Here is a 24678-nt window from a genome sequence, read left to right on the forward strand (position 1 = left end):
GCAGTTTAAAACGTCTGGCTTGACGCAAAACAGCGCCTCGAAAGAGGCGCTGTTTTGCGTCTGCTTTTTCATCACCGCCATGGCGCAGTTTCCTTGATCGGACCGGGAAAGCGACCCCTGGTGAGAATATTAAACTTAGGTAATTGCCTAATTATTGTTGACGGCCAGCAGTTATCATGATTAGTTAGGCGTATGCCTAACAATGATCCTGAACTCGATAATGTCTTCCAGGCCCTCGCGGACCCCACACGCCGTGCGGTTCTGGCGCGCCTCACCCAAGGCCCGGCCACGGTGAGCGACCTCGCCAAACCCTTCGAGATGGCGCTTCCGTCTTTCCTCCAGCATCTCAAGGTGCTGGAGGAAAGCGGGCTCGTGACCTCGAAAAAAGAGGGGCGGGTCCGAACCTGCGAAGCGCAGATGAAGACGCTGACAGAAGCCGAAGAATGGATCGCCCGCCAGCGCGCGGTCTGGGAAGGACGTCTCGATCGTCTCGACGCTTATCTCAAAACTCTTCAGTCTACGGAGAAAAAATGATGCGCCTCAACACCTATCTTTTGTTTAAAGGCCAGTGCGAAGAGGCGATAAAGTTTTATCACTCAGTACTTGGCGGAGAAATCTCCGCGATGATGAAAGTCGCCGGTTCGCCCGCCGAACCGCATTTCCCGCCGGAATCAAAGAACGAAATCTTGCACGCCGCGCTGGGCTTCGAAGGCTCAAGCATTCTCGCCTCGGATTGTCCGCCCCCCATGTACGAAAAGATGCTGGGTGCAAGCATCTGCATCACACTCGATAATGAGAAGGAGGCGGAGCGGCTTTACAAGGCGCTTTCCGAAGGCGGCGAAATCATCATGGCTATGGAAAAGACGTTCTTTGCAACAAAATACGCCCAGTTCATCGACTGCTTCGATACGCGGTGGATGATCCACTGCGCCTGAAAACAGCAATGACAACAGGACGACCCATGAAACCGGAAGCAAACGACCTTTACATTTCCCGCATGATGAAAAACGTCACGCGCGACCAGCTCTGGAAGGCGTGGACAGATCCCGACATCCTCGCCAAATGGTGGTGCCCAAAGCCCTGGACAGTGAAGGACGTCAATATAGAGCTGCGTCCCGGCGGCGCTTCGGAAATGGTGATGTGCGGGCCCAATGGTGAGGAAATGCCGCAAAATGGCTGCATCGTTTATGTCAAAGAAAAGGAATGCATCGTCTTTACTGACTGCATGGAAAAGGACTGGCGCCCGACGGGGTCGTCTTTCATGACGGCGATCATCACCATAAAGGACTGTCCGCAGGGTGTGGAATATTCCGCAACGGTCAAACACAAAAATGCGGAAGATAAAAAACAGCACGAAGAGATGGGATTTCACGACGGCTGGGGCAAAGTCTTCGAACAACTCGACGAGATTGCGCAGGGGCTCTGAATGAACAGTCCGGAGATCGCACATGCAAGCCTCACCGTCACGCGCGATTATGATTTCCCGCCAGAGCGTGTTTTCGCCGCCTGGTCATCCGCCGAAGCGAAGCGCCAGTGGTTCGGCGCCGAAAGCGACGGTTTCGAGATCGAAGAATATCGCCTTGATTTCCGGCCTGGCGGCGCAGAGCGTTATTACGGCCGCAAGCCTGGCGGCGGAACTTTTTCCAATGACGGCGTCTATCACTATATTGTCGAGAATGAGAAAATCGTTCTCACTTATTACATGACGATCGACGACGCGCCGTATTCGGTTTCCATGACAATCATCGAAATGAAGCCGCATGGAAACGGAACGCGCCTTACCCTGACCGAAGGCAATGCGTTTCTGACGGGCGTGGACGAAAACGCAGGCCGTACGGAAGGCTGGAATTGGGGCCTTGGCCGCCTTGAAGAAGCGCTAAACAATCAGAGGCTTTCCTGATGCCGTTCATTCCCAACGAGCTTCGGATGTCGCGGATTTATAACGCGCCGCGGCCGCTGGTCTGGAAAGTCTGGACCGAGCCGAAACACCTCCAGCAATGGTGGGGGCCTTTCGGGCCGAAGCGCACAATTTGCGAAATGGATTTCCGCGTGGGCGGCGAATTCAAGGTGTTGATGAAAACGCCAGACGGCGCGGTCGTCCCGGCCGCTGGCGAATATCTCGAAATCGTTGAGCCCGAACGGATCGTTTATGAAGGCGATGCGCGCGCGCCAACCGCATGTGGTTGCGGCCTGCCTCCGAAAGCGCGTGTCACGGTGTTGTTCGACGCGCTGCAGACATCGAAGACCCAGCTCACCATTGAAACCCGGTTCCCTGACGAGAACGCGCTTGATGCGGCCAATGCGGCGGGCTTTTCGACGAGCTGGAACAAGACGCTCGACGAGATCGGGCCTTATCTTGAAAAACTTGCGAGAGAAGCGTCATGAACCTTCAACAGAAAGTCCGCACCTGTCTGTGGTTTGAAAAAGGCGGGCTCGAAGCGGCGAAGTTCTACATATCCCTATTGCCGGACAGTCGCCTTGAAAGCGAATACCCTACAGAGGCGGGTAAAGAACCGCTCACGGTTGAATTTACGCTCGCGGGCGCGCCCTATCAGATTCTGAATGGCGGGCCGCATTACAAGCTTACCCCCGCTGCGTCGATTTCAGTGTTGACCGAAGATCAGGCGGAAACGGATCGGTTGTGGGATGCGCTTCTCGCCGATGGCGGTGAGGAAAGCATGTGTGGCTGGCTTTCCGACCGGTTCGGCGTCTCCTGGCAGATCGTGCCGAAAGCATTGATGCGCGCAGTCACGTCAAGTGACCGGGTCTCGGCGGAGCGCGCGCTGCAAGCCATGTATGACATGCGCAAGATTGACATCGCCGCCATCGAAGCCGCTGCAAAGGGGTGATGCAATGCTCGCACTTTATGGCCATCCCTTTTCTTCTTACACATGGAAAGCGCTGATCGCGCTTTACGACACGGAGATTCCGTTCGAGTTTCGGGTCGTCGATCCAGAACATCCGCGACATCAGGAAATTGTCAAAAGCGCCAGCCCCCTTGGCAAGTTTCCCGTGCTTGACGATGACGGCGCCCTGATCTTCGAGGCGACGTCGATTATCGAACATCTGTCTGATCGATTCGATAACGCGGCTGCCTTGATTCCGAGTGAGCGTGCCGCTGCGATTAGTCTGCGAATGATGGATCGCGTATTCGACAATTACGTGATGGGCGTCATGCAGATTGTCGTCGACGAATATATTCGTGACGCTGAAAACCCCGACGCAACCCGGATCGGGGAGGCGAGGGAGAAGCTGATCCGCGTCTATGGCTGGCTCGAAAGCTGGCTGGATCGTTACGACCGGCCCGAGCGCATTTCCCTGATAGAATGCGCCGCAGCGCCGTCACTCTTTTACGCCGATTGGGTGCATCCAATCCCCGAGGATTGTTCGCGCCTGAAACAATGGCGGGCGCATTTGCTTTCGCTGCCTGCTGTTAAGCGATGTGTCGATGATGCGCGTCCCTATCGCGGGTGGTTTCCGCCCGGCGCGCCCGACCGGGATTGAGTGGAGACTCTTAAAACAATGGCTGCACTTCCGCCAAATTCATAGCAAGGAGAAAGCAATGACCTATGTAGATGGATTCCTGATCCCGGTGCCAACTCAAAAGCGCGAAGCATACCGCAAGATCGCCGCAGCCTGCGCGCCTATTTTCAAAAAGCATGGCGCGCTCAGTGTCGTTGAGTGCTGGGGTGATGATGTGCCCGAAGGGAAGCTCACGTCGTTTCCCATGGCGGTGAAACTTGAAGCCGATGAAAGTGTCGTTTTTTCCTGGATAACCTGGCCGTCGAAAGAAATACGCGACGCCGGAAACAGAACGGTGATGGATGAAATCCACGAACTGATGAAAGACGACGAGATTCCATTTGATGGAAAGCGCATGATCTTTGGCGGCTTTGAGGCGATCGTCGAGGCTTAGGCGGCGTATTCTTTCACCAGCGCTTCGGCCTCGAGTTTCAGCTTCATCAAATCCTGCGCGACCGCCTGGGTCATCAACGCCTCTTCATTGCGGCGCTCGCGGCTGGCCATTCCCTCGCGGTACCAGTTTGTCGTCTTCAGGGTGACGCGGCAATTGCGGTCGTCGAGCGCTTCGATGTGGTATTCCTCGCGATTGCGCTCAAAGCCGCCAAAGGGCGGGTCGGCGACGATCCTGGAGAAAAAGCCATAGGTCTTTGGCGTTTCATAGAGGTCGACATCGAATTCAAACCGGACATCGGGAAGATTTGGGTCGGTCGCCGCGAAGCGCCCGGTCTGCGTGGCTCTTTCGGAAAACTGAAAGCCGCGCGCCGCCAGCCGGTTGGCCGGGCTGGTAAAATCGACGAGGCCGAAAATCAGCGCCGCCGGGGCGTGTATCGTCGCCGTGCCCTCTAGCTCCAATGGCTTGATGTGCTTTGTCTTGAACAGTCCAAACATGGCCGCCTCCCCGCGATCAATCCGCCAATATTGCAGCAGGCTAAAATGCGAGGAGAAAACATTTTCTTAGTAGATTCGGGCAAATCCTCCGGGCTTTCCGGGGGCCGTCTTGCGGCCAGACGCCGCGCCCGCATCTTCCCATAAAAATCAATAGCTTACGCGAAAAAGCCTTTGCTTGACGCTGCGTTGCGGCGCCTATATGGTCCGCCGCGATTTCAAGGGGCGCGAGCGACCGTTCGCGCCTGTTTTCGGGCATGCTCATGAGTAATGACTCCGGCGCAGACAAGGCTGACGACGACCGGCCGGCCTCGCTGGATGAGTTCTCCGAGCGTCTGGAGCGGATGCGTGAGCGCGGCAAAGAGCCGGCGACTGACCAAAAATCCGCCTCCGCCTGGGGACGGGCGATGCGGGTTTCGTCGGACCTTCTGGCCGGGATTTTCGTCGGCTGCCTCTTGGGATTGGGTCTTGATACCTGGTTGGGAACGAAGCCGTTGTTCCTGCTGGTTGGTCTGGGGCTCGGATTTGCTGCGGGGCTGCGCAATATGATGCGCACGATGCAACAGGAAAACGATCAATCGTCAGGGAACTGACGACCGAAGAAGCCGGAAGGCGACGGGAAGAAAAAAAGAGATGATTGATTTGCGCGCCGCCGGGCCCATGGAGCAGTTTGAGATCTCGCCGATCGTGCCTCTGTCACTCGGCGGGATCGATATTTCGCTCACCAATTCGGCGTTGTGGATGCTGATCGCCACGGGCGTCATCATGTTCTTCTTCTTCATGGCGACGCGCCGCGCGAGCCTGATCCCCGGTCGTGTCCAGTCCGCCGCGGAAGTCATGTATGAGTTTGTCGCCGATCTCGTGCGCGACACCATAGGCTCCGAAGGGCGCAAGTTCTTCCCTTATGTCTTTACGCTGTTCATTTTCATTCTGGCTGCGAACCTTCTGGGCCTGTTGCCCTCCATCCCGGGCGCGCCGCATGAATTTCACACCTTCACGACCACGAGCCATCTGATTGTGACGCTGGCGCTCGCCATGGTGACGATTACCATCGTCGTTGTTTACGGCTTCATGAAGAACGGCCTTAAATTCTTCAAACTCTTCGCGCCGTCGGGCCTGCCGATTTACATGTATCCGCTGATCGTGCCGATCGAGGTGATCTCGTTCCTCTCTCGTCCGATCTCGCTCGCTGTTCGTCTCTTCGCCAACATGTTCGCCGGCCACATCATTCTCAAATTGTTCGCCGGCTTCGTCGTGTCGATGCTTGGCGTTGGCGGGTTTATCTCCGTCATGGGCCTGGCGCCGTTTCTCGGCGCGGTCGCGGTGACGATGCTCGAATTCCTGGTCGCCGCGCTTCAGGCTTACGTGTTTGCGGTGTTGACCTGCATCTATCTTTCGGACGCGGCGCACGCGGCCGACCACTAACCAACCAATTTCCCGCGCGGTGACATCAGGGCCAGCCGCGAAACCGGGATTAACGGCTCAACGAAAAAAACTTCAGGAGTTAAGACAATGGAAGCAGAAGCAGCAAAACTTATCGGCGCCGGTCTCGCCGCGATCCCGCTCGCGGGCGCAGGCGTCGGCCTCGGTCTCATCTTCGGCAACTTCCTTTCCGGCGCGTTCCGCAATCCTTCGGCCGCCGCCCAGAACCAGCCGACCATGCTGCTCGCCTTCGCGCTGACCGAATTCACCGGTCTTCTCGGCTTCGCGATCGCGATGATCATTCTCTACACGTTCTAAGGCTCAGCTCTTTTTAAAGAAGGAGAGGATCCTTGTCCGTCTTCGCAAATCTGATCGTCACAGCCGCAGCAGGCGCTGTGGAAGCGCACGAAGAAGCCGCTTCCGCCGGTCTGCCGCAGCTTGACCCGTCTTCCTGGCCGAGCCAGCTATTCTGGCTCACGCTCACCTTTGGCGTTCTTTACTGGCTGATGGCGGGCAAGTTCCTGCCGTCGCTGGGCGGCGCCATTGAGGAGCGCCGCGACCGCATCGCGGACGATCTCGACCAGGCGGCGGAATTCAAACGTCAGGCTGAAGACGCGGAGACCGCCTATAACAAGGCGCTCGCCGACGCACGGGCGAAGGCCGGCGCGATCGCCGCCGACACGCGCGGCGAAATGGACAAGGAAATCGCTGCGCTTCAGGCGGAAACGGATGAGGCGCTCGACAAACAGCTCGGCGCCGCAGAAGCCCGCATCGCCAGCATGAAGGCCGACGCTTCCGCGAAAGTGCGCGAAGCGGCGTCCGACACCACCCGCGCCGTCGTCGAAACCCTGATCGACGAGGCGCCGACCGACGACGCGGTGGCGAAAGCCATCGCCGCCGTTCGCGCTTAAAGGACGAAGACAAGATGCTGACCCTCGTTGCGCTTGCCGCCGCCGCCGCTGAAGAAGCCGCCCATGAAGCTGTCGGGGGAGCCGCCGAAGCCGGCCACGCTTCTCCGGGCCTGTTTCAGGATTCGGCGTTCTACGTCCTGATCGCCTTCCTGATTGTCATCGGCGTCTTCGCCCGCGCCGGCGTACACAAGATGATCGTCTCCGGTCTCGACAAGCGCGCTGCAAAAATCGCCGATGAGATCAACGAAGTCCGCAAGATGCGTGAAGAGGCGCAGGAGCTGCTTGCTTCCTATCAGCGCCGCCAGCGCGAAGCCGAAGAAGAAGCCGCCGGCATCATCGAGCAGGCGAAGAAAGACGCGGCCCGCATGACCGCGGAAGCGCGCGCCAAGATCGAGGATCAGACCGAGCGCCGCATCAAGGCCGCCGAAGACAAGATCGCCCGCGCTGAGGCGCAGGCCCTGTCTGAAGTGCGCGGCCAGACCGCCGACCTCGCCATCGAGGCGGCGCGCGTAATCATCCGTGAGCGGATGGATGGCGGCGCCCAAGGCCCGTTCATCGACAAGGCCATCGCCGGTCTGCGCGACAAGCTGAACTAAGATCCAGGCGCCTCAGCCTTCATCCTGAGGAGAAATTTTTCCTTCGCCCTTCGAGACGAGCCTTCGGCTCCCTCAGGATGAAGGAAAAATATCGTCTCGAAGGACGAAGGCGTGAATAACCGGCATAGCAATAGCAATCGATCCCAAAGGCTTACTTACTCTCAGGAGACCACGCGTCCAGCGCATCGATCTTGCGCTGGCGCTGTTGTTCCGGCGAAAGCGCGTAATCGCCGCCAAAGGCGGATGATTCCCACGAACCATAAGCGGGGTTCGGCAGCGTCAGCCACTCGCGGCCCCAGCGTTCCGCATTCTCTTCATAGACTTGCTGACGCTCTTCGGGAGAGCCGTGATAATCATCGGTGAAGTCTCCGAAATTATCGCCGAGCAAAAGCAGGATGCGATAATCCTCTGCGACGGCGGCGCGGCGCGTTCCTTTGACTGACGTCCAGTCCGGTTGTTCCCCCTTGGTCAATAGTGTGTCCACATTACCGCCCATGGGAAAACCGAGCGCTGCAAGATTGCGCGCTGTACCGTCTTCGACTTCGACGCTGCGATTGGTGACGTAGAAAACTTTGACGCCTTTTTGCGCGGCGGCGTTTGTGAAGGCGACCGCGCCGGCGATCGCGCCCGCATCGCCGGAGCCCGCCCAGGCGTTCCAGCTATCGCTCGAATAACCGGCGCCGGTTTTCACCATCCAAGCCTGATAGGGCGAATTGTCGAGCACGGTTTCATCCGCATCGAGAATGATCGCCGGCGGCAGCGTCTCATATCCGGGCTGCTGCTCCACGGGCGCCGCTGTCCAGCGCTTGTCGCCAAGCGCTTCATCAAGGCGTTTGCCCGCAAGCGCATAGATCGCGTCCGCGTTGGCTTTATATTCGACCGCCTGCTGCATCCACAGCGTCGCGTTGAGCCGGTCATCCGGCGCGGGGCCGGTTGCCGCCGTGGAAACTGGAGTCGTCGCGCAGGCGGCGAGGGCGAGGCATGCGGCCCCGGTCAATGCAAGAGAGCGTATGTGCGGCATGGTTCTGTTCCCGTTGGTGACAGTGATCGGCGAGGGCGCTGAGGCGCCCTGGGGGCGCATGGGGCGGCGGCCAGTATAAGGCCATTCCGGCGCCCGTGGATAAGTTTTCACCACTTTTCTTTTGGCCCTATACTGCCTGCAGTCCGGACATGGAGAGGCGGAAGGCCTGCCGTTTCCTTTCGGTCCGGATTGCGGCGCGCGAGATGGCGGGGTTGCATGACGGAGACCCCTCTATGTCTGCCGGTCGCAGAGCCCGGGCTTTCTCATGGCTCAACGTCTGGGGCGTAAAACCCTCCGGCGGTCATGATTACGGCCGGGTCCGCCGGTCCGATAAAACGCCGCCTGCGCGGGACGCGATGCGTCCATGTGCTGCTGCCAAGCGACGAGGATGTTTCGCGTCCCGCGCTCCTCTCTATCTTCTACGCTCGGGCCGGTTCGGCTGCGGCGGCGTTGCACTGTGTTTGCCGGGATCCATGACCCGAATGCCGTGTTATCATGGCCGCAGAGAATATTTGGAGATGTCCATGCGCATGACTGTTCTCACATTGTTCCTCGCACTCGCCGCGTGCGGCGGGCCGCCCGTAAACCGCAACACCACGATGCCGCTGGAAACCGTCGACCAGGTGGACCTCGAGCGTTATCTCGGCCGCTGGTATGAGATTGCGCGTTTTCCGAACCGGTTCGAGGAAGGCTGCGAAGGCGTCACCGCCGATTACGCCATGCGCGATGACGGCCTCATCTCCGTCACCAACACCTGCCACAAGGGATCGCCCGATGGTCAGACCGAAGTTGCAAAGGGCCGCGCGCGCATTGTCGACGAGGCGACCAACGCAAAACTGAAGGTCAGTTTCTTCGGCCCCTTCTGGGGCGACTATTGGGTGATCGGCCTGGCCGATGATTATTCCCTCGCGCTGGTCGGCGAACCGGAGGGGCGCTATCTCTGGATATTAAGCCGCACACCGACGATTTCCGATGAGGTGCGCCACGCCGCCGTCAACGATCTCCGCCAGATGGGCTATTACACGGACGAGCTTTATTGGACGGAGCAGTGATGCTAAAATATCGACGGTGATCAGCGCATGGCAGAAACGCGATTAAATCTTGAGTTTGCCGACTTAGTGATAGAAATATTGCGCAAGCAGGGCTTGGGTATAAGAACGCCGCCGGATACGTCCAAATCCCGTGCTGATTTTTTCGTTGATGGTAAAGGCAATTCCCCGTTCGCTGTTGGAGAGGTAAAAATATACCGCACAGTGATCGTGCCCGCAGCTCCGATACTTCGAGCAGCGAAAATATTGGACACCGTTAGAGCTGAAGAAAAAGCTGAGCGCGGTTTTCTTGTAGTGGGAAACGCTATCGCTGAGCCTGTGCATGAGCGCATTAAATCTGAGCATCCTGCACTGCTTTTCCTTGATATTAAATTTCTGAACTATCTAGTTCAGGACGATCCGGAGCTGGCTGCGAAACTGGACTCGTTTGTGCAAACCAAGTCAGCATTTTCAGAGCCCTCTAGCCAGGAAAAAGAAATCGCTCCGGTCGAAATTGATCTTAAAAATATTCAGGGCTTGGGAGGGCTTCTTAAGATACCGACGGCGGTACTGAATCCTGGAGTAAAACTGGCTCAGAACCTCTCGGAAATATCACCGGGGAAGCCTTGGCGGGAGTTTGAAAACGCGTGTCTAGAGGCTCTAAAATATATATTCCAAGATGACCTCGTATCATGGTCATCACAGAATAGTACAGAGACTGGCATGTCGAGATTCGATGCCATAGCGAGAGTAAGTTCACGACACGATTTTTGGAATTCAATTGTTACAGAATTCGGCTCTCGTTACATTATTTTTGAATTCAAAAATCATGCGGATAAGATCAAGCAAGGAGAAGTTTATACTACGGAAAAATATCTTTATAGAACTGCTTTGCGGTCTATGGCTGTTATCATTTCTCCATTCGGGCCTGACCCAAATGCTCTGACTGCCTGCCGACGTGCTCTTCGGGAACACGGAAAACTGATAATAAACCTAACCGTAAGTGACTTAAAAAGTATGCTTACGGCAAAAGACAACGGTGACGACCAGAATGCTATTTTGGTGGATTTGTTGGATGACTTTCTAATGAAACTGGAAGCTTGAAAACCTACCCCGCCATGCCTTTCCTGATTTTGTCGCGCAGGAAGTCTATCGGTTTGCGGCCGGTCTTTTCCTCATAGTGCCAGTAGGTCCAGCCATTGCAGGCTTGCGCATTCTGAACCGCGGCGCCGACCTTGTGGATAGAGCCCTGAATTTCGATCTCGCCGTCTTTCACAAACAACGAGCCATCAGCGCGCACCTTCGCCGAATGATTGCCGCGCGGAGAATAGAGTTTCGCGCCCGGCTTGATCAGCTTGCTTTCAACCACCGAGCCAAACGGCACGCGCGGCGCGGCCTTTGGTGAAGGCTGGGTCGAAAGGTCGTCGCCCGCGAGCGGTTTTACCCGCGCGATGCGTTTTTTCGCGGCGGCGATATAGGTTTTGTCGCGCTCAACGCCGATGAAATGACGACCGAGATATTTCGCGGCGGCGCCCGTTGTGCCCGAGCCAAAGAACGGATCGAGGACAACATCGCCTGGCTTCGTCGAGCCGATAAGAATGCGATAGAGCAGGGATTCAGGTTTTTGCGTCGGGTGCGTTTTCGCGCCGTCCTCGCCTTTGATGCGCTCATGGCCGGTGCAGATGGGAAACTCCCAGTCGGAGCGCATTTGAAGATCGTCATTAGCGGTTTTCAACGCGCGATAGTTGAAGGTGTATTTCGATTTTTCCGACTTCGCCGCCCAGATCAGCGTTTCATGAGCGTTGGTCAGGCGCGTGCCGCGGAAATTCGGCATCGGGTTCGACTTGCGCCAGATGACGTCATTCAAAATCCAGAAACCTTCGTCCTGGATCGCCGCGCCGACACGAAAAATATTGTGGTAAGAGCCGATCACCCAGATCGCACCGTCCGGTTTCAATACGCGCCGCGCTTCTTTCAGCCAGCCGCGCGTGAACTTGTCATAGGTCTTGAAGCTTTCAAACTTGTCCCAGTCGTCATCGACGCCGTCGACGCGGGAATTGTCCGGCCGCGTCAGGTCGCCGCCAAGTTGAAGATTGTAAGGCGGATCAGCGAAGACGAGATCAACCGAATTGTCAGGCAGCTTCTTCATCGCCGCGATGCAATCGCCCGTCAAAATCGTGTCGAGCGGCAATTCGGCCGTTTTCGCGGCTGCGTTTTTCTTTTTTGGTTTTTTCGCAGTTTTATTCGCTGGCATTGCAACGCCCCTCAACTTGGCCCGGAAACAAGGAGCGGCACTTTGAGTCGGCCCCGAGTCCCCGTCAAGAGTCGGGCGAAATTTTTTAGCGGATTCAATATGTTAATAGGTTAGTAAGAAGTCTTAACGTGCAGCCTCTGGATACAAGATATTGTGGATCGGCGCGAAACTCTTGCGATGATGTGGTGTAACGCCATGACTTTCGAGGCCGCGTCTGTGCGCCGGCGCGCCATAACCCTTGTTTTTCTCCCACTCATAAAACGGGTGCTGAACGGCAAGATCACGCATCATTTGATCGCGCGCCGTTTTGGCGATGATCGATGCGGCGGCGATAGACAGGGATTTTGCATCGCCTTTCACAACCATCTGCGTCTTCGCCCTCAATTTCGGTTTTTGAGACCCATCGACGATGCAGACATGTGGCCTTGTCGCAAGCGCGGCTTCGGCGCGGGCCATGGCGAGAAATGTCGCCTGGAGAATATTGATCTTGTCGATCTCCTCAACGCTCGCGACGCCGACGCCAACCATGGCGCGCTCGCGGATGAGTGGCGCTATTTTCTCACGCCGTTTTTCTGTCAGCGTTTTGGAATCGGCGAGGCCTTCGGGAATGTTATCTGGGTCCAGGATAACGGCTGCGGCGACAACGGGCCCCGCCCACGGGCCGCGGCCGGCCTCGTCAATACCGGCGACGATGCCGGAATGCATTCGTTCAATATCGAAGCTCGGCAGGTCCATGAGACGGCGCCCAATGATTAAACGGCGTTTGCAGCCATCAGGCTTCGGTGACCGCCTTAAAAGAGCTGATGAGATGCTTCACATTGGTTTCATTGACGCCGCAGAGATTGATGCGGCCGCCGCCGACGACATAGACGCCGTGCTGATCGCGCAAGGCGCCAATCTGATCCTCAGTGAGCGGCAAGAGGGAGAACATGCCCGCCTGATCTGCGATAAAGCTGAGCCGGTTATGGAGGCCGAAATCCTGCGCGGTTTGCGCCAGAAGCCGGCGGTTGCCGCGCACCCTGTCCGCCATTTCCGAAAGCTCTTCGCGCCACAACGCGCTGAGCGCCGGATCGCCGAGAATTTCCGCGACAATAGCGCCGCCATGGGCGGGCGGCATGGAGTAGTTCTTGCGGGCAAGGCTGGTCGCCTGGGATTTAACGGCAAGCGCGCGATCCGCGCTCGCGCCGACGATGATAAGCGCGCCCGTACGCTCGCGATAAAGCCCGAAATTTTTCGAACAGGAATAGGTGATCAGCACTTCCGGCAGCTCAGCCGAAAATTTGCGGATCATGTAAACATCCGTATCGAGATCTTTTGCAAACCCGTGATAGGCGGTGTCGACCAAGGGCAGGAAGCCCTGCGCCGCCGCCATGGCGGCGATCTCGTCGATTTGCGCTGGGGAAAGGTCGGCGCCTGTCGGATTATGGCAGCAGCCATGGAGGAGCAGCACATCCTTCGGCCCAAGCTTCGCGGCGCCTGCCTTGAACGCTTCGAAATCGACGGCGTTCGCGTCCCGGTCGTAATAGGGGATAGAATTGATTTTCAGGCCGGCTGCGGAAAGCAGCGGGATATGGTTCGGCCAGGTTGGCGCGCCCAGCGTCAGGCTCGCTGCGCCTTGACTGTTGAGAAGTTCGCCTGCAAGGCGGAGCGCGCCGCAGCCGCCTGGTGTCTGCACCGCTGCTGCACGGCCCGCCGAGAGAATGGGGCTGTCCGCGCCAAAAACCAGATCGAGAATGGCGGGGCCAAAACCGGGCGCCCCGTCGACGGGCGTATAGGCTTTCGTTGTTTGCGCCGCCGTCACATTCGTTTCGGCTTTGGCCACAGCCTTCATGACTGGTGTGCGGCCGTTGAGGTCGCGATAGACGCCGACGCCCAGGTCAATTTTTTCAGAGCGAGGGTCGTCCTGAAACAGCTTGCTCAGGCCAAGGATCGGGTCGGGCGGGAGGAGTTTTGCATCTTCAAACATGGCCGCCTTCGTATCAGCACTGCCTTCGCCGTCAAGCCGTCTCCTCCGTTGGTTTTCAGGAAGCCGCAACGCTTTGATGTGTCGCTCCAATACCCGCCAAGGATAAACCGGAGCTCCTCGGCGGAGCGCAAGGGCGAGCGTGGACAGTCTCGTCCGGGGTGTGGTAGGTGATCAGACATGCCACGCCAACGCCTTTATCCGCTTGAAGATCTGGAAGATATTCCGGGCACAAAGGTTTTCACCGCCCGCCGCAGCCGGCAGGGCTATTACCTGCACAAATTTTGTATGAGCCTGATGCAGGTGGAGAACCGCGAGGAATTCAAAGCGGACGAACGGGCTTATCTTGACCGGTTCGCGATGACCGAAGACCAGAAACAGGCGGTGCTCGCTCGCGACTTCAACAAGCTCATTGAACTCGGCGGGAACATGTATTTTCTCGTCAAGATCGCATCGACCGATGGCTGGAGCGCGCAAAAGGCGGTTGGCTCTATGACCGGCATGTCGCCAGAGGAATACGCCACAATGATGCTTGACGGCGGCCGCAGCCCGGAGGGCGTGCGCTCCATCAGGAAAGGCAATTAAACCTATGGCGCGCATTTCCGCCGGCATCGCGACCAGCCACGTTCCAGCGATCGGCGCCGCGATCGATCTCGGCAAGACGCAAGATGAATATTGGGCGCCGGTTTTCGAGGGCTATGAATTCGTCAAGGAATGGATCAAGGACAACACCCCAGACGTTGTCATCCTCGCCTATAACGACCATGCCTCGGCCCTGATGCTCGACATCGTGCCGACCTTTGCGATCGGTTTCGCCGATACGTTCCAGTCGGCTGATGAGGGATGGGGGCGCCGCCCTGTGCCGCTGGTGCATAACCATATCGATCTTGCCGCGCATGTCGCCGAACAGCTGGTCATCGATGAATTCGACATAACCATTATCAACGAAATGGATGTCGACCATGGCTTGACCATTCCGCTCAGCCTGGTGTTCGGTCAGGTCGAGGAATGGCCATGCAAAGTCATCCCGCTTGCGGTCAACGTCACTCAATTCCCGACGCCGTCGGGAGAGCGTTGCTGGAAACTTGGCGAGGCGATCCGCAACGCAGTGAAAACCTTTCCTGAAGATCTCGATGTTCAGGTCTGGGGCACGGGCGGCATGAGCCACCAGCTGCAGGGAACCCGCGCGGGATTGATCAACAAGGAATTCGATAACCGTTTTCTCGATCTGCTTGCGCATGAGCCCGAAGAACTCGCCACCTGGACACGGCTCGAATATCTGCGCGAGGCCGGCACTGAGGGAATTGAGTTGATCATGTGGCTGATCATGCGCGCTGCGCTCGGTTACGGCGTTGACGAGCTGCATCGTTTCTACCGCGTCCCCGCGAGCAACACAGCTGTCGGGCATGTGGTTTATCAGGCGAAGGCTTGACCTTTCAGGACGCTAAACCCAGCCGTCTTTCTTACACACTTTGATTTTTTGGTGATTTGAGGAAATGGCGCACCGGCGCGGATGAAACCGGGAACTGGGCGGTTTTGAAAGCAAGGCAATTATGCCTCTGACGCCTAGTTTCTTTTCTTTTTGTCTATCAACACGTCCTGCTGCCATTTGCTGGGTTTCTTATCGGTGCGGTGAACGCAGCCTGCCCAACAGCAGGGCCGTTTTTGTCCGTCGAGGAGTTCCTCAACAGTTCGCTTGATTCGTCTTGAGCGCGTCTTTTCTTGTTTGGCGTCTTCAACCCAACAAATAAATTCATTTCTGGCTATCGGCGTCAGGTTTTCCCAGAGGTCCGTAATTTCTTTGGTTTCGGTCAGGGCTTTGACTAAGTCAGTGGGAAGTTCGTGTACCAAGCCGCCTGAAATTTTCGTTCTCATATATATCGACTATCAAATATGCCTTACCGGTCAATCATCCACTTTGGACGATAAGCGACCATCAACTCCGAACAGTTCTTGGCCGTTTCTCTGGTGATAGAAAAAGCTTTGAGAATTCAGTTGGTTGAAAAAAATGGCGCACCCGTGAGGATTCGAACCTCAGACCCCCAGATTCGTAGTCTGGTGCTCTATCCAGCTGAGCTACGGGTGCTGCGCTAGCGCCAGTGCGGCGCGAGGCGCGGGTTTAACCCCAAGACCGGGGCAATTGCAAGCGCTGGGGCGCCCGAATCTTTTCGTTCATCTGTCCTTTCCAGGTTTTTGTGGGAACAGCCCCAAAATCAATGCTTGGAAATCTGCAAGCCAAGGGTGGCTGCGGTTCGCTTCGGGGGTCGAAAGGTCTCGCCGCCTCGCGTATGAAAAGACAGAACGCGACGCAGCAATGGGAAGGCGAGGCATGACGGGTAGGATGAGATGGCTTTGGGCGACGGGAGCCATGGCGCTTCTGGCGGCGTGTGGGCGGGACGCGGCCCCGGAGAGTGCGAATCCAGCGATACAGGCTTCTGACGTCACCATTGAAGAGGCTGCGCCGGGCCGCTGGTTTATCGCTGCGGCGAACCCTTATGCGGCTGAGGCGGGCGCCGAAATCCTCAAAAAAGGCGGTTCGGCCGTCGATGCGGCGATTGCGACCCAGACGGTGTTGGGGTTGGTGGAGCCGCAATCATCGGGTCTCGGCGGCGGCGCCTTCATGATTCATTATGACGCCAAGGCTGATCTTCTCGAAACCTATAATGGCCGCGAGATGGCGCCGGCGTCGGCGACGCCCGAGCGCTTTCTCACCGCAGACGGCGAGGCGATGAATTTTTACGACGCCGTGGCGGGCGGCCTTTCCATTGGCGTTCCCGGCGCGGTGCGCATGCTGGAGCTTGCGCACAACGAACATGGCAAGCTTCCCTGGGGCGATGGGTTTGAAACGGCGATCGCGCTTTCTGAAACGGGATTTAAAGTGTCGCCGCGGTTAAATGGTCTGCTTTCCCGCATTCCGCGCCTCAAACAGATGCCGGCGGCGGCGGCGTATTTTTATGGCGATGACGGCGCCCCATGGCCTGTCGGGCATGTGTTGAAAAACCCGGCATACGCCGAGACATTGAAAACGATTGCTGCTGGCGGCGCTGACGCTTTTTATAAGGGACCTATCGCTGAAGCGATCGTGGAGGCGGTGAATTCCGCGCCTAATCCCGGTGGGATGTCGCTCGCCGATCTTGAGACTTACACGGCGGTGAAGCTCGACCCTGTTTGCGGAGCGTATCGCGCCTACCAGATTTGCTCCATGGCGCCGCCCAGCTCAGGCGGGGTGACCTTGTTGCAAATTCTGGCGTTGCTTGAGCCTTTCGATATCGCTGGCGCCGGCGCTGGCTCCATTGAATCGCTGCATCTCCTGTTTGAAGCCTCACGTCTCGCCTATGCGGACCGCAACGAATATCTCGCTGACAATGAAATGCTGGCGGGTGAAGATGAGGGCCTGTCACCGGAGGCGGTGATTGCAGGCTTGCTGAACCCTGCCTATCTCAAGGCCCGCGCGGCGCAGATCAATCCGTCAACAGCTGCTGAAGCCGTGGAAGCGGGGGATCCTTCGGCCTACGAACTTGCTGACGGCGCGGGCCAATGGAGGCGCTATGGCGCCGACGCCTCGCCGGAGCCGCCCTCGACCAGTCATTTCGTTATTGTCGATAGCGACGGCAATGTCGTTTCCATGACCACGACAGTGGAGTTTGCCTTTGGCAGTCACCAGATGGCGGCGGGCATGGTGCTGAATAATCAGCTGACGGATTTTTCATTCCTGCCTGTGCGTGACGGCAAGCCTGTGGCGAACGCCGTTGCGCCGGGCAAACGCCCGCGCAGCTCCATGACGCCGGCGATTGTCTTTGACGGCGATGGCGAGATCTGGGCGGCGGCGGGTTCACCCGGCGGACCAGCGATCATCGGCTATGTGGCGAAAACACTGATCGCCATGATCGATTGGGGGATGTCGACGCAGGAAGCCGTAAACTATCCGAACGCTGTCTATCCGCGCGGCGCGCCAATTCTCGAAGCTGATGGATATGACAATCAGATCATTGAGGGGCTCAAAGCGCGCGGTCATGCGGTCGAAACGCGCGAACTCAATAGCGGCGTGCATGCGTTCAAAAGACTGCCTGATGGTTCTTTTGAGGGCGGCGCGGACCCGCGGCGCGAAGGCGTGTGGCTGACCGGCGAGGTTGAAGCGCAATAGCTTTATTGCGCTGCGCCGGGAAGGGTGATGCGAAAAACCGCGCCGGTCGCATCGCTCTTTTCAAGGATCAGCGATCCGCCATGGGCGCGCGCGATTTCCGCGGCGATCGCGACGCCGAGGCCGGACCCGCCGGGTTTTTGTGATCCTTTGAACGGTTCGAAAAGATCGGCCTTAGCGTGATCGGGTAAGCCCGGTCCGCTATCGGTAATGACGATGGCGACGGCGCCGTCCTCAACATGGGCGTCGATCGTCACTGAGCCGAGCGTTTCGCTGGCTTCAATTTCCTGTATTGCTTCAACGGCGTTGCGCACGAGGTTGAAGAGCGCGCGATAAAGCTGCGTGCGGTCAGCGGCGATGGTCAGGCTTTCCGGCGCCTTGTTGAGCGCCGTCACGCCCATGGCGGCGGTGTCGTCCAGCACTTCATCAACGAGGTCATGCAGGGAAAACGGCGCCTTGCTGAGCAGTCGCGATTCCATGCGGCCGAAAGTCAGCGTGTCGCGGCTGAGGGCAATGGCGCGATCAAGCGCAGAGATCAGACGGGGCGAAAGCTTTCTGACGCTCGGGTCTTCGGATTTTGCAAGCCGGTCTGACATGAGCTGCGCCGAGGCGAGAATGTTGCGGAGATCGTGGCTGATCTTTGAAATGCCGGCGCCAAGCGCGGCGAGGCGACGGCGTTCGCCAAGCAGGTCGCGCACGCTTTTCTCCATGGCGGCGAGGCTTTCCTCCGCCGCGCCGATTTCATCCTTGCGGCCGGAAGGCTTCAATATGCCGAATGCATTTTCCGGATCGGCGTCAAAAGCGGTGATGTTTTCGGTCAGTCTCTTGACGGGCCGTACAATCATGCGGTTGAGCGACCAGTAAACTAGTCCCGCCGTCAGGGTGGAGATGATCAGCGACAGAAAAAAGATGTTGCGTGCATAGGCATAGAGATCCTCACGCAGCGCTTTTTGGGAGACGATGATGTCAACGGTCTGGCCGGTGGAGAATTCCGGACGGCCGGTCGCCTGGATGAGATGATCGCCGCGAGAAAAATAAGTTCCCCAGGCATTGGTGATCATATTCATGAAGTTTTCGCGTGTCAGATCCACCCGCAGCATATTTGGCGCGCCATGAGGGTTGATCTCCGGCGCCAGGATCAGCATGCGCATGTCATCGCTGTGAATAGTGACGCCAAGGATGTTGGCGGTGGAAAAAAGCTGACGCACCAGCATTTCGTCCGCGGCGCCTTCTCTCGGGCTTTCAAGCGCAAGGCTCGCCAGATAGGCTTCCTCGAAGCGCATTGTAAACCAGTCGCGCCGTTGCTTCGCAATGGATGGCACCAGCACGACAAATTCCGCGACGAACACGAAGATGATCGTCAGGAAGAGGAGTTTGGTCGAAAGCGACCGTTTTGCGATTGCGGCTTTCATGGAGACCTAGTCAAACATGGAAAGAAGACGGACCAAAAATCGTGTACGGTCGGAAAACAGCGTATCCGAATACCATGCGCTGGCGGCGCGTTTGCTCGCCTCACTGCGGGTGGGATAGGGCGCGATCATATCAGTAAAGGCGCGGATTTTGAGCTTAGATGAGAGGGCGAGCGTCCATGGCTGCAGCAAATCGCCGGCGCCGCGCCCAACAACCCCGGTGCCAAGGATGTAGCCCTTCTTGTCGGTGACGATTTTCACGAGGCCTTCCGTTTCCCGCTCGGCTTGGGCGCGGTCATTTTCCGAGAATGGCCATCTTACTACTTTTATCTCGCCATGGCGCTCGCGCGCTTCTTTCTCGGTCAGGCCGACCTGCGCCAGTTCCGGATCGCAATAGGTGACGTGAGGCGCGAGATGTTCATTATTCCTGCTGGGCGCCTTGAAGAGGATGTTTCTGACAAGAACGGAGGCGTGATAGCCCGCCACATGCGTGAACTGCCGCCCGCCCGCAACATCGCCGGCGGCGTAGATGCGTTTGTTGGTCGTGCGAAGGCGGCTATCAGTCTTCAGCCCTTTTTTGTCGTAATCGACTCCGGCCGCTTCCAGATTCATTCCTTCGACGGTTGGCTTGCGCCCAACGGCGACAAGTAGATGCGAGCCTTCGATGGCGCGCGCGCCCACAGTGACGCTGACGCCGGACGGCGTTTTCTCAACGCGCTCGGCCTGGCCGCCTTCGACAAGATCGATGCCTTCCTTGACGAGGCGCGCACGAACGATGTCGGCGAGTTCAGGATCTTCGCGCCCCAAAATCTTGCCGCCTTCGATCACGGTCACTTTTGCGCCGAGGCGTCTGTGCGCCTGCGCCATTTCAATGCCGATGGGTCCGCCGCCAATGATGATCAGGTGATCAGGCGCGATGCGGTTGTCGAACAGGGTTTCGTTGGTGAAATAGGGGACATCCTCAAGGCCGGGTATGGGCGGAACCAGGGGCGTTGATCCGGTCGCAATCACGAAATGTTTTGCGCGGATGAGATTGTCGCCGGCTGTCACTTCGCGCGGTCCGCTGAAGGCGCCATGTTCGCGAATAACGGTGACGCCTAACCCTTCGAACCGCTCCTGACTGTCAATCGGCGCGATCCCGGCGATAACGCCGTGGACATGATCCATCACTGCTGCGAAATCGATATTCGGTTCGACGCTGGCGACCCCGAATTTATCCGCCTCGCGCATTTCCTGCGCGCGCGCCGCCGCGGCGATAAGCGCCTTTGACGGCACGCAGCCAGTATTGAGGCAGTCGCCGCCCATCTCGCCTTTCTCAATGAGAACGACATTGCGGCCGAGCATGGCGGCGCCAGCCGCAACGGAAAGGCCGCCTGAACCTGCGCCAATGACGCAAAGATCAGCTTTGATTGTCTGCGCCATGTTTATTGCGCCTCCGGGGCAGTCTTGCGTTTGAGAAGGATCGGGATCAGCGCCAGGACGATCAGTCCAACAATGGGCGTCAGCGTTTCCGGTTTCAAAAGAACGCCGGTGAGCGAGATATCTTCGCCGGCGTCAAAAGCTGCGCCCGCCGCTGCGCCGATGCTGGCGTAGACAAAAGAGCCGGGAATGATGCCGAAAAAAGTGCCGATCAAAAAGTTGCGCAAGGATACGCCCATGAGACCGGCGGCGATATTCACCGCCCAGAAAGGAAAGATCGGCGCCAGCCGGAGGATGAACATGTAGGAAAGCTCTCCTTTGCGAAATCCTTCCTCCATGCGTTTCGCAAATCCGCCGGCGCGTTTCGACAAGAGATCGCCAAGCGCCGTTTTCGCCGCAAAGAAAATGAGAGTGGCGCCGATCGTCGCCGCGATGACGATCAACGGTGTGCCAACCCAGAGGCCGAACAGATAGCCGCCGAATATGGTGAGGATGCTGGCGCCCGGAAACGAGATCGCGACCGCGGCCGCATAAACGGCCAAAAAAATCGCCATCGCGCGCAGCGGGTCGGCGGCCACCCATCGCTGAAGGGCCTCACGGTTGTCGCGCAGGGCGTCGAGGGTGAAATAGCGGTGCAGGCCAAGGGCGAAGAACGCGATGAGCGCGGCCCCGATAATGACAAGGGGGAGGAGGCGGTGGAGCAGGCTCTTGGCGGGGGGAGATGCTTCGGACAAGAAATAAGCCTTTCAGGAATCAGGACGACGGGCAGCGGGCTCATCTATACTGATGATTGGTCCCCGCCGCCCGCTTTCTAGCCGGAAAGGCCGGGATTTCACGTCACGCTTCGCCCCCGAAGGGTCACAAGCGCGCGAAACCGGGTTTCGGGAATGAGGAATCGGCGAAATCGGTGAAAACCCTCCGGAATAAGCCATTCCCGGTGTTGACGGCGCGCCGCCGCCGGTTTATTCCCCCGCCTCTTGTTTGAATGCTGAATTGGCGGCGCGCGCCGCTCAGCACCCGTCTTTGAGGATCGAAAGATGAAACGCACTTTTCAACCGAGCCGGATTAAGCGCAAGCGCCGTCACGGATTCCGCGCGCGCAAAGCGACCAAGGGCGGCCAAAAAGTGCTGGCGTCGCGCCGCGCCAAGGGCCGCAAGCGTCTCTCCGCCTAGTTCGGCGCTTGGGCCACGGCGAAAAAACCAAATCAGACCAATCCTTTAGCGTCACCCGCGTGAGGCTGCCCATGGGCGTCATCAAGAAACGTCGGGACTTTCTGGCGATGCGCGGGGCCGAAAAGGCCCACAGCGCCTCTTTTCTGATGCTGGCCCGGGAAAATCCGGAAAATGGCCCTACGGCCCGGCTTGGCCTCACCGTCACTAAAAAGCTTGGAAATGCGGTTATCCGCAACCGCATCCGGCGGCGTTTGAGGGCGGCTGCGCGAGAAGTTTTCCCCGATCTGGCGGCCCCCGGCGCTGACTATGTTCTCGTCGCTCGAAAAGCGGCTTATGACCGCAATTTCGAAGCGCTGCTTGACGATATGAAGCGCGCCCTTTTAAGGCTCAACCGTAACCCTACATAGAACGGACTGAAGTGGGCGAGGCCTGCGCCGTTTCCAGCATTCATCGGGATTTTTCATGGACCGCAATTTGATCTTGGCGATCGCCCTTTCCTTCGGCGTATTTCTCGTCTGGGATTATATGGTGCTTGGGCCCCAGCGAGAGGCGCAGCAGGAAGCAGCCCGGGCCGCGCAGGCCGCTCAACAGGTCCAGGCCGTGCAAACCTCGGACATGGATCCGGATATTGGCGGCATCGCGGCGCCAGAAGCGGATGTCTCCGTCGAAGACGCCATTGCAAAATCCACGGCGCGCGTTCCGATCAAGACCCAGACCCTTCAAGGGTCGATCAATTTGAAAGGCGGCCGTTTCGATGACCTTCTGCTTTTGCAATATCGCGAAGGGCTCGATGACGCCAGCGCGCCGATCCGGCTCTTAAGCCCGGCGGAAACACAGCATGGTCATTTCATGCAGCAGGGCTGGGCGGTCGGCGCCGATACGGCGGCGGGCGCACAATGGACAGTAGCAGAAGGTTCCACCCTCACGCCGCAGACGCCGGTGACGCTGACTCGAACCGGCGGCGGTCTGACATTTGAGAAAACGATCTCCGTCGATGAGAAATACATGTTCACGGTGACCCAGACCGTGACGAACAATTCCGACGAAACTAAAAACCTGCGCCCCTTCGCGACTGTGACGCAGCGTAATACGCCGGAAGACTATACCAACTTCATGATCCTGCATGAAGGCCCGCTTGGCGTTATTGGAACCAAACTTTTCGAGCGCAAATACAACAAGCTTAAAAAGAACAAAGACGCCAAGGTTGAAGAGACCGGCGTTGGCGGTTGGGTCGGCGTCACCAATAAATTCTGGCTCGCCGCTTCCATTCCGCCAGCGGATGCTGAAATAGAGGCGACGCTCGCCAATCGCGGCACGACCGAAAAGCCGATCTTTGAGGCGTTTTACGCCATGCCTAGCACTGCCCTCGCGCCAGGTGAAACAAAGTCCATGCAGTCCTATATGTTTGGCGGCCCGAAGGATGTGGACCTGTTGCAGTCCTATGAAGCCAAACCGGAGGACGGCGGTCTCGGTGTTTATGATTTCGACAAAGCCGTGGACTGGGGTCATTTCTTCTTTTTGACGCGGCCGATTTTCTACACGCTCAACTTTTTCGGCGATACGCTCGGTAATTTCGGCGTCGCGATTCTTCTCCTGACATTGGTCATCAAGCTGATTTTGTTCCCGATCGCGAACAAGGGCTATGAGTCCATGTCGAAGATGAAGAAACTGCAGCCGGAAATCAAAAAGCTTCAGGAGCGCTACGCTGACGACAAGATGAAGCTGCAACAGGAAATGATGGCGCTCTACAAAAAGGAAAAGATGAATCCGCTTGCGGGCTGTTTTCCAATTCTGTTGCAGATGCCGATTTTTTACGCGCTTTATAAGACGCTGTTCGTCACGATTGAGCTTCGTCACCAGCCGTTTCTTTACATACAGGATCTCTCCGCTCCGGACCCGACAACAGTTTTCAATCTTTTCGGGTTGCTGCCTTTTGATCCGACAGCGCTGCCAATGATCGGCGGGCTTCTCGGGATCGGGTTTTTACCCCTGCTGATGGGCGTCGCCATGTGGTTCCAGACCAAGCTGAACCCGCCGCCGGCCGACCCGGTTCAGGCGCAGGTTTTTGCCTTCATGCCCTTCGTTTTTGTCTTCATCTTCGCGCCATTTGCGGCCGGGCTTGTGCTGTACTGGTTCTGGAACACAACGCTGGGCATTCTCCAGCAGTGGTACATCATGAAAAAGAACGGCGTGAAGGTTGAACTTGGTCAAAGGCTGAATTTGCCCTGGGCGAAAAAGAGCGCCGCCACAGACGCACCCAGTGACGCCAAGTGACGACGCCCGACGCGTTCTCTCCTGCGGCGATCGAAGCGGGCCGGTTAATGTTCGCCAAGCGCGCCGAGTTCATGCTCGGTGTGACGGCGCTGGAAACGCTGCCCGATGAGGGGCCTTCCGAAGTCGCCTTTGCGGGCCGCTCCAATGTGGGCAAATCGACCCTTCTCAATGCGCTGGTCGGTCAAAACGGCCTTGCGCGCGCCTCGAACACGCCGGGGCGCACGCGGGAAATCAATTATTTCGACCTTGAAGGCGCGCTGCGTCTCGTCGATCTGCCCGGTTACGGCTATGCGAAAGCGCCGCGCAAAGACGTGGAGCAATGGACTGCCCTGACGCGCGATTTCCTGCGCGGCCGGTCAGTGTTGCGCCGTGTCTGCGTTCTTATCGATTCACGCCATGGACTGAAACCCGTCGATGTTGAGGTTCTGGACCTTCTTGACGAGGCGGCGGTGAATTATCAAATCGTGCTGACAAAAACGGACAAGATCAAACCGACTGCGCTTGAAAAACTGATTGAGGCGACAGGCAAACAGATCGTGCGCCGGCCCGCGGCGCATCCCATTGTGCGGGCGACCTCATCGGAAAAAGGAGACGGCATCGCCGAACTCCGGGCCGATCTCGCTGCGCTGGCGGAATAGGTTTAAGCGCGTAAAGACTTTCT

Annotated in this window: 31 protein-coding genes and 1 tRNA gene; 22 read left to right on the top strand and 10 right to left on the bottom strand. The window is 57.8% G+C overall.

Features of this window, described 5'->3' with window-relative positions:
• Positions 1-192: 192 nt before the first annotated feature.
• Genes ACFOOP_RS08010 through ACFOOP_RS08045 form a run of 8 tightly spaced genes read left to right on the top strand, consistent with a single transcriptional unit; the run spans position 193 to position 3916 of the window.
• Entirely contained in the window at positions 193-534 is a 342-nt protein-coding gene (locus ACFOOP_RS08010) for an ArsR/SmtB family transcription factor (protein ID WP_379880380.1), read from the top strand.
• Positions 531-935, top strand: coding sequence for a VOC family protein (locus tag ACFOOP_RS08015; protein WP_379880381.1), 405 nt, complete (start codon positions 531-533; stop codon positions 933-935). Before ACFOOP_RS08010 ends, ACFOOP_RS08015 begins: the two co-directional genes overlap by 4 nt.
• Before the next feature lie 26 nt (positions 936-961).
• Complete coding sequence (locus ACFOOP_RS08020) at positions 962-1426, top strand: SRPBCC family protein (protein WP_379880383.1); 465 nt, start codon at positions 962-964, stop codon at positions 1424-1426.
• Complete coding sequence (locus ACFOOP_RS08025) at positions 1427-1900, top strand: SRPBCC family protein (protein WP_379880384.1); 474 nt, start codon at positions 1427-1429, stop codon at positions 1898-1900. It begins immediately after the preceding gene.
• Positions 1900-2385, top strand: a complete 486-nt coding sequence (locus ACFOOP_RS08030) for an SRPBCC family protein (RefSeq protein WP_379880385.1) — start codon at positions 1900-1902, stop codon at positions 2383-2385. The genes ACFOOP_RS08025 and ACFOOP_RS08030 overlap by 1 nt, the downstream gene beginning before the upstream one ends.
• Positions 2382-2849, top strand: coding sequence for a VOC family protein (locus ACFOOP_RS08035; protein ID WP_379880386.1), 468 nt, complete (start codon positions 2382-2384; stop codon positions 2847-2849). The genes ACFOOP_RS08030 and ACFOOP_RS08035 overlap by 4 nt, the downstream gene beginning before the upstream one ends.
• Positions 2850-2853: 4 nt before the next feature.
• Entirely contained in the window at positions 2854-3504 is a 651-nt protein-coding gene (locus ACFOOP_RS08040; RefSeq protein WP_379880387.1) for a glutathione S-transferase family protein, read from the top strand.
• A gap of 58 nt (positions 3505-3562) precedes the next feature.
• Positions 3563-3916 carry a DUF1428 domain-containing protein gene (locus ACFOOP_RS08045; RefSeq protein ID WP_379880389.1) on the top strand — a complete coding sequence of 118 codons (354 nt, stop codon included), beginning with the start codon at positions 3563-3565 and terminating at the stop codon, positions 3914-3916.
• On the opposite strand, the gene ACFOOP_RS08050 is transcribed toward ACFOOP_RS08045, so the two are convergent.
• Positions 3913-4410 carry a hypothetical protein gene (locus tag ACFOOP_RS08050; protein WP_379880390.1) on the bottom strand — a complete coding sequence of 166 codons (498 nt, stop codon included), beginning with the start codon at positions 4408-4410 and terminating at the stop codon, positions 3913-3915. The genes ACFOOP_RS08045 and ACFOOP_RS08050 overlap by 4 nt on opposite strands.
• A gap of 260 nt (positions 4411-4670) precedes the next feature.
• Here ACFOOP_RS08050 and ACFOOP_RS08055 point away from each other — a divergent pair, with 260 nt between their 5' ends.
• From ACFOOP_RS08055 to atpF, 5 genes are all read left to right on the top strand, one after another.
• Positions 4671-5000 carry an AtpZ/AtpI family protein gene (locus ACFOOP_RS08055; protein ID WP_379880391.1) on the top strand — a complete coding sequence of 110 codons (330 nt, stop codon included), beginning with the start codon at positions 4671-4673 and terminating at the stop codon, positions 4998-5000.
• 40 nt (positions 5001-5040) lie between these two features.
• Positions 5041-5832: a F0F1 ATP synthase subunit A gene (locus ACFOOP_RS08060; protein WP_379880392.1), complete on the top strand. Its 792-nt coding sequence runs from the start codon at positions 5041-5043 to the stop codon at positions 5830-5832.
• Positions 5833-5919: 87 nt separating this feature from the next.
• Positions 5920-6147, top strand: coding sequence for a F0F1 ATP synthase subunit C (locus ACFOOP_RS08065; RefSeq protein WP_104828989.1), 228 nt, complete (start codon positions 5920-5922; stop codon positions 6145-6147).
• 32 nt (positions 6148-6179) lie between these two features.
• Positions 6180-6740, top strand: coding sequence for a F0F1 ATP synthase subunit B family protein (locus ACFOOP_RS08070; protein WP_379880393.1), 561 nt, complete (start codon positions 6180-6182; stop codon positions 6738-6740).
• 14 nt (positions 6741-6754) lie between these two features.
• Positions 6755-7336: a F0F1 ATP synthase subunit B gene (atpF, locus tag ACFOOP_RS08075; protein WP_379880394.1), complete on the top strand. Its 582-nt coding sequence runs from the start codon at positions 6755-6757 to the stop codon at positions 7334-7336.
• A gap of 151 nt (positions 7337-7487) precedes the next feature.
• Here the strand turns inward: atpF and ACFOOP_RS08080 are convergent, their stop codons facing one another.
• Positions 7488-8468, bottom strand: coding sequence for a 5'-nucleotidase, lipoprotein e(P4) family (locus ACFOOP_RS08080; protein WP_379880395.1), 981 nt, complete (start codon positions 8466-8468; stop codon positions 7488-7490).
• A 413-nt stretch (positions 8469-8881) separates the two neighbouring features.
• On the opposite strand from ACFOOP_RS08080, the gene ACFOOP_RS08085 reads away from it, so the two are divergent.
• Both ACFOOP_RS08085 and ACFOOP_RS08090 read left to right on the top strand, forming a co-directional pair.
• Positions 8882-9409, top strand: a complete 528-nt coding sequence (locus ACFOOP_RS08085) for a lipocalin family protein (RefSeq protein WP_379880396.1) — start codon at positions 8882-8884, stop codon at positions 9407-9409.
• A gap of 27 nt (positions 9410-9436) precedes the next feature.
• Entirely contained in the window at positions 9437-10489 is a 1053-nt protein-coding gene (locus ACFOOP_RS08090; protein WP_379880397.1) for a hypothetical protein, read from the top strand.
• 4 nt (positions 10490-10493) lie between these two features.
• On the opposite strand, the gene ACFOOP_RS08095 is transcribed toward ACFOOP_RS08090, so the two are convergent.
• From ACFOOP_RS08095 to ACFOOP_RS08105, 3 genes are all read right to left on the bottom strand, one after another.
• Entirely contained in the window at positions 10494-11534 is a 1041-nt protein-coding gene (locus ACFOOP_RS08095; protein ID WP_434056910.1) for a site-specific DNA-methyltransferase, read from the bottom strand.
• Positions 11535-11762: 228 nt separating this feature from the next.
• Complete coding sequence (gene rnhB, locus ACFOOP_RS08100) at positions 11763-12374, bottom strand: ribonuclease HII (RefSeq protein ID WP_379880400.1); 612 nt, start codon at positions 12372-12374, stop codon at positions 11763-11765.
• 37 nt (positions 12375-12411) lie between these two features.
• A complete protein-coding gene (locus ACFOOP_RS08105; protein ID WP_379880401.1) occupies positions 12412-13605 on the bottom strand; it encodes an amino acid aminotransferase in 1194 nt (397 codons plus the stop codon).
• Positions 13606-13782: 177 nt separating this feature from the next.
• Here ACFOOP_RS08105 and ligA point away from each other — a divergent pair, with 177 nt between their 5' ends.
• Both ligA and ACFOOP_RS08115 read left to right on the top strand, forming a co-directional pair.
• Positions 13783-14187 carry a protocatechuate 4,5-dioxygenase subunit alpha gene (gene ligA / locus ACFOOP_RS08110; protein WP_379880402.1) on the top strand — a complete coding sequence of 135 codons (405 nt, stop codon included), beginning with the start codon at positions 13783-13785 and terminating at the stop codon, positions 14185-14187.
• Between the two features lie 4 nt (positions 14188-14191).
• A complete protein-coding gene (locus tag ACFOOP_RS08115) occupies positions 14192-15034 on the top strand; it encodes a class III extradiol dioxygenase subunit beta (RefSeq protein ID WP_379880403.1) in 843 nt (280 codons plus the stop codon).
• Positions 15035-15168: 134 nt separating this feature from the next.
• Here ACFOOP_RS08115 and ACFOOP_RS08120 read toward each other — a convergent pair whose 3' ends face one another.
• Positions 15169-15477 carry a YdeI/OmpD-associated family protein gene (locus ACFOOP_RS08120; protein ID WP_379880404.1) on the bottom strand — a complete coding sequence of 103 codons (309 nt, stop codon included), beginning with the start codon at positions 15475-15477 and terminating at the stop codon, positions 15169-15171.
• Positions 15478-15611: 134 nt separating this feature from the next.
• Positions 15612-15688: transfer RNA gene (locus tag ACFOOP_RS08125), tRNA-Arg, on the bottom strand.
• A 243-nt stretch (positions 15689-15931) separates the two neighbouring features.
• Here ACFOOP_RS08125 and ggt point away from each other — a divergent pair.
• Entirely contained in the window at positions 15932-17746 is a 1815-nt protein-coding gene (gene ggt, locus ACFOOP_RS08130; protein WP_379880405.1) for a gamma-glutamyltransferase, read from the top strand.
• Positions 17747-17748: 2 nt separating this feature from the next.
• Here ggt and ACFOOP_RS08135 read toward each other — a convergent pair whose 3' ends face one another.
• From ACFOOP_RS08135 to ACFOOP_RS08145, 3 genes are read right to left on the bottom strand one after another with little or no spacing between them, the layout of a single operon-like run.
• On the bottom strand, positions 17749-19155 hold the full coding sequence (locus ACFOOP_RS08135) for a sensor histidine kinase (protein WP_379880406.1): 1407 nt from the start codon (positions 19153-19155) through the stop codon (positions 17749-17751).
• A gap of 6 nt (positions 19156-19161) precedes the next feature.
• A complete protein-coding gene (locus ACFOOP_RS08140) occupies positions 19162-20574 on the bottom strand; it encodes a dihydrolipoyl dehydrogenase family protein (protein WP_379880407.1) in 1413 nt (470 codons plus the stop codon).
• 2 nt (positions 20575-20576) lie between these two features.
• Complete coding sequence (locus ACFOOP_RS08145; RefSeq protein ID WP_379880408.1) at positions 20577-21305, bottom strand: TVP38/TMEM64 family protein; 729 nt, start codon at positions 21303-21305, stop codon at positions 20577-20579.
• 303 nt (positions 21306-21608) lie between these two features.
• Here ACFOOP_RS08145 and rpmH point away from each other — a divergent pair, with 303 nt between their 5' ends.
• The 4 genes from rpmH to yihA all read left to right on the top strand — a co-directional run bounded on the left by rpmH (position 21609) and on the right by yihA (position 24655).
• Entirely contained in the window at positions 21609-21743 is a 135-nt protein-coding gene (rpmH, locus tag ACFOOP_RS08150; RefSeq protein WP_379880409.1) for a 50S ribosomal protein L34, read from the top strand.
• Between the two features lie 71 nt (positions 21744-21814).
• Positions 21815-22150: a ribonuclease P protein component gene (rnpA, locus tag ACFOOP_RS08155; RefSeq protein ID WP_379880410.1), complete on the top strand. Its 336-nt coding sequence runs from the start codon at positions 21815-21817 to the stop codon at positions 22148-22150.
• Positions 22151-22205: 55 nt separating this feature from the next.
• Positions 22206-24017: a membrane protein insertase YidC gene (yidC, locus tag ACFOOP_RS08160; RefSeq protein ID WP_379880411.1), complete on the top strand. Its 1812-nt coding sequence runs from the start codon at positions 22206-22208 to the stop codon at positions 24015-24017.
• Entirely contained in the window at positions 24014-24655 is a 642-nt protein-coding gene (gene yihA / locus ACFOOP_RS08165) for a ribosome biogenesis GTP-binding protein YihA/YsxC (protein WP_379880412.1), read from the top strand. The genes yidC and yihA overlap by 4 nt, the downstream gene beginning before the upstream one ends.
• Positions 24656-24678: the final 23 nt, after the last annotated feature.

The organism is Hyphococcus aureus (assembly GCF_042643165.1).
In the GTDB taxonomy this organism is placed as follows: Bacteria; Pseudomonadota; Alphaproteobacteria; order Caulobacterales; family Parvularculaceae; genus Hyphococcus; species Hyphococcus aureus.

Coding starts and splice junctions, on each gene's coding strand:
- ACFOOP_RS08010 (WP_379880380.1), top strand. CDS start 193: ATGCCTAACAATGATCCTGAACTCGATAATGTCTTCCAGGCCCTCGCG.
- ACFOOP_RS08015 (WP_379880381.1), top strand. CDS start 531: ATGATGCGCCTCAACACCTATCTTTTGTTTAAAGGCCAGTGCGAAGAG.
- ACFOOP_RS08020 (WP_379880383.1), top strand. CDS start 962: ATGAAACCGGAAGCAAACGACCTTTACATTTCCCGCATGATGAAAAAC.
- ACFOOP_RS08025 (WP_379880384.1), top strand. CDS start 1,427: ATGAACAGTCCGGAGATCGCACATGCAAGCCTCACCGTCACGCGCGAT.
- ACFOOP_RS08030 (WP_379880385.1), top strand. CDS start 1,900: ATGCCGTTCATTCCCAACGAGCTTCGGATGTCGCGGATTTATAACGCG.
- ACFOOP_RS08035 (WP_379880386.1), top strand. CDS start 2,382: ATGAACCTTCAACAGAAAGTCCGCACCTGTCTGTGGTTTGAAAAAGGC.
- ACFOOP_RS08040 (WP_379880387.1), top strand. CDS start 2,854: ATGCTCGCACTTTATGGCCATCCCTTTTCTTCTTACACATGGAAAGCG.
- ACFOOP_RS08045 (WP_379880389.1), top strand. CDS start 3,563: ATGACCTATGTAGATGGATTCCTGATCCCGGTGCCAACTCAAAAGCGC.
- ACFOOP_RS08050 (WP_379880390.1), bottom strand. CDS start 4,410: ATGTTTGGACTGTTCAAGACAAAGCACATCAAGCCATTGGAGCTAGAG.
- ACFOOP_RS08055 (WP_379880391.1), top strand. CDS start 4,671: ATGAGTAATGACTCCGGCGCAGACAAGGCTGACGACGACCGGCCGGCC.
- ACFOOP_RS08060 (WP_379880392.1), top strand. CDS start 5,041: ATGATTGATTTGCGCGCCGCCGGGCCCATGGAGCAGTTTGAGATCTCG.
- ACFOOP_RS08065 (WP_104828989.1), top strand. CDS start 5,920: ATGGAAGCAGAAGCAGCAAAACTTATCGGCGCCGGTCTCGCCGCGATC.
- atpF (WP_379880394.1), top strand. CDS start 6,755: ATGCTGACCCTCGTTGCGCTTGCCGCCGCCGCCGCTGAAGAAGCCGCC.
- ACFOOP_RS08085 (WP_379880396.1), top strand. CDS start 8,882: ATGCGCATGACTGTTCTCACATTGTTCCTCGCACTCGCCGCGTGCGGC.
- ACFOOP_RS08090 (WP_379880397.1), top strand. CDS start 9,437: ATGGCAGAAACGCGATTAAATCTTGAGTTTGCCGACTTAGTGATAGAA.
- ACFOOP_RS08095 (WP_434056910.1), bottom strand. CDS start 11,534: ATGAAGAAGCTGCCTGACAATTCGGTTGATCTCGTCTTCGCTGATCCG.
- rnhB (WP_379880400.1), bottom strand. CDS start 12,374: ATGGACCTGCCGAGCTTCGATATTGAACGAATGCATTCCGGCATCGTC.
- ACFOOP_RS08105 (WP_379880401.1), bottom strand. CDS start 13,605: ATGTTTGAAGATGCAAAACTCCTCCCGCCCGACCCGATCCTTGGCCTG.
- ligA (WP_379880402.1), top strand. CDS start 13,783: ATGCCACGCCAACGCCTTTATCCGCTTGAAGATCTGGAAGATATTCCG.
- ACFOOP_RS08115 (WP_379880403.1), top strand. CDS start 14,192: ATGGCGCGCATTTCCGCCGGCATCGCGACCAGCCACGTTCCAGCGATC.
- ACFOOP_RS08120 (WP_379880404.1), bottom strand. CDS start 15,477: ATGAGAACGAAAATTTCAGGCGGCTTGGTACACGAACTTCCCACTGAC.
- ggt (WP_379880405.1), top strand. CDS start 15,932: ATGACGGGTAGGATGAGATGGCTTTGGGCGACGGGAGCCATGGCGCTT.
- ACFOOP_RS08135 (WP_379880406.1), bottom strand. CDS start 19,155: ATGAAAGCCGCAATCGCAAAACGGTCGCTTTCGACCAAACTCCTCTTC.
- ACFOOP_RS08140 (WP_379880407.1), bottom strand. CDS start 20,574: ATGGCGCAGACAATCAAAGCTGATCTTTGCGTCATTGGCGCAGGTTCA.
- rpmH (WP_379880409.1), top strand. CDS start 21,609: ATGAAACGCACTTTTCAACCGAGCCGGATTAAGCGCAAGCGCCGTCAC.
- rnpA (WP_379880410.1), top strand. CDS start 21,815: ATGGGCGTCATCAAGAAACGTCGGGACTTTCTGGCGATGCGCGGGGCC.
- yidC (WP_379880411.1), top strand. CDS start 22,206: ATGGACCGCAATTTGATCTTGGCGATCGCCCTTTCCTTCGGCGTATTT.